Here is a 1,344-nt window from a genome sequence, read left to right as displayed (position 1 = left end):
CACCCGGGCACGCTGACCCTGGACCCCGACATCACCGAGGCGGCGCTGCTCGGATCGGCCACGAGCACCCCGTGCCCCGTGCCCGCCGAGCACACCTACCGCCGGGTCTCCGCGACCGCCGGTGAGCTCGTCAGCACCGCCACCTGCGCCGGCCCCGCCGACGACAACGGGTTCTACGGCGACGGCGTCGTCAACGCCCAGGCGGCCGTCTCGCTGTTCTGAGGCCACCCAGCACCACCAGCACCACCGCTGCGGCCCCGCCGACCTCCCGGTCGGCGGGGCCGCAGTGCGTCCGGGGGAGTCCGCTCAGGAGGCGGTCAGCGTGCGCAGCGCGCCGGTGTCGTCGCGCTCCAGCGCCGCGAACATCTCCAGCGCGCGCTCGGTGTTCCACTTCACCGCCACGCCGTGGCGGGTGCGCAGGGCGGTGTCCGCCACCGGCACCGTCATCGAGATCCCGTCGGGGCCCGTCGCCGCGCGCATGCCGCGCAGGAACGTCACGAGGTCGGAGACGGACGCGCCCTCGTCGAGGGTCACCGCGCCACCGCCGGCCGAGGCCAGCGGGAAGGCGCGGAACGGGTTGAGCAGCGTCGCCGGGCTGGAGGCCTTCGCGACGATCGCCGCGAGCAGCTCGCGCTGCCGGTTCGCGCGGCCGAGGTCGCCGAGGGCGTCGCTGTAGCGGTAGCGGGCGTAGCCGAGGGCCGTCCTGCCGTCCATCCGCTGGCAGCCGGCCGGGATGTCGAGCCCGGCCCGCACGTCGTCGACGGCCTGGGCCGGGCACATCTCGACCCCGCCGACCGCGTCGACGACCTGCGCGAACCCGCCGAAGCCCGTCTCGACGTAGTGGTCGACCCGCAGGCCCGACACCTGCTCGACGGTCTCCAGCAGCAGCGGCGCCCCGCCGATGGAGAACGCCGCGTTGATCTTGTTGCTGTCGTGGCCGGGGATCGGGACGTAGGAGTCGCGGGGGATGCTCACCAGCACCGCGGGCCCGCCGCCGTCGGGGACGTGCAGCAGCATGATCGTGTCGGTGCGCTGGCCGGAGATGTCGTCGCCGCCGGCGGAGTACTCGGCGATCTCCTCCTCGCTCAGGCCGTCGCGCGAGTCGCTGCCGACGATGAGGAACGTCGTCCCCGGCGACTGCGCCGGGCGCTCCCCGCCGGCCGTCGCGGCGACCTGGTGCACCGAGGACCAGCCGCGCCAGCCCAGGGCGAGCGGGTAGACGACGACGAGCGCGACGACGAGGGCCGCGGCGGCCAGGAGGCGGCGGCGGCGCACGGAGGGGCGACGGCGCGGAGCGGACCCCACCGGCGGTCGCGGGGGAGCCGGGCGCGGGGCGGGCTGGAC

The 1,344-nt window shown here is 76.0% G+C and carries 1 protein-coding gene and 1 pseudogene; one reads left to right on the top strand and one right to left on the bottom strand.

Features of this window, described 5'->3' with window-relative positions; genetic code table 11:
• A pseudogene (locus GTQ99_RS23330) lies at positions 1 to 222 on the top strand (S8 family serine peptidase); the annotation flags it as partial.
• Positions 223 to 306: 84 nt separating this feature from the next.
• Here GTQ99_RS23330 and GTQ99_RS23325 read toward each other — a convergent pair.
• A partial coding sequence (locus GTQ99_RS23325; RefSeq protein WP_166618028.1) for an LCP family protein occupies positions 307 to 1,344 on the bottom strand: 1,038 nt, incomplete at its 5' end.

The sequence above is a fragment of the Kineococcus vitellinus genome, from assembly GCF_009906315.1.
Classification (GTDB): domain Bacteria; phylum Actinomycetota; class Actinomycetes; order Actinomycetales; family Kineococcaceae; genus Kineococcus; species Kineococcus vitellinus.
The sequence above is the reverse complement of the archived record's forward strand: the minus strand, read 5'-3'. Positions and strand labels throughout refer to the sequence as shown.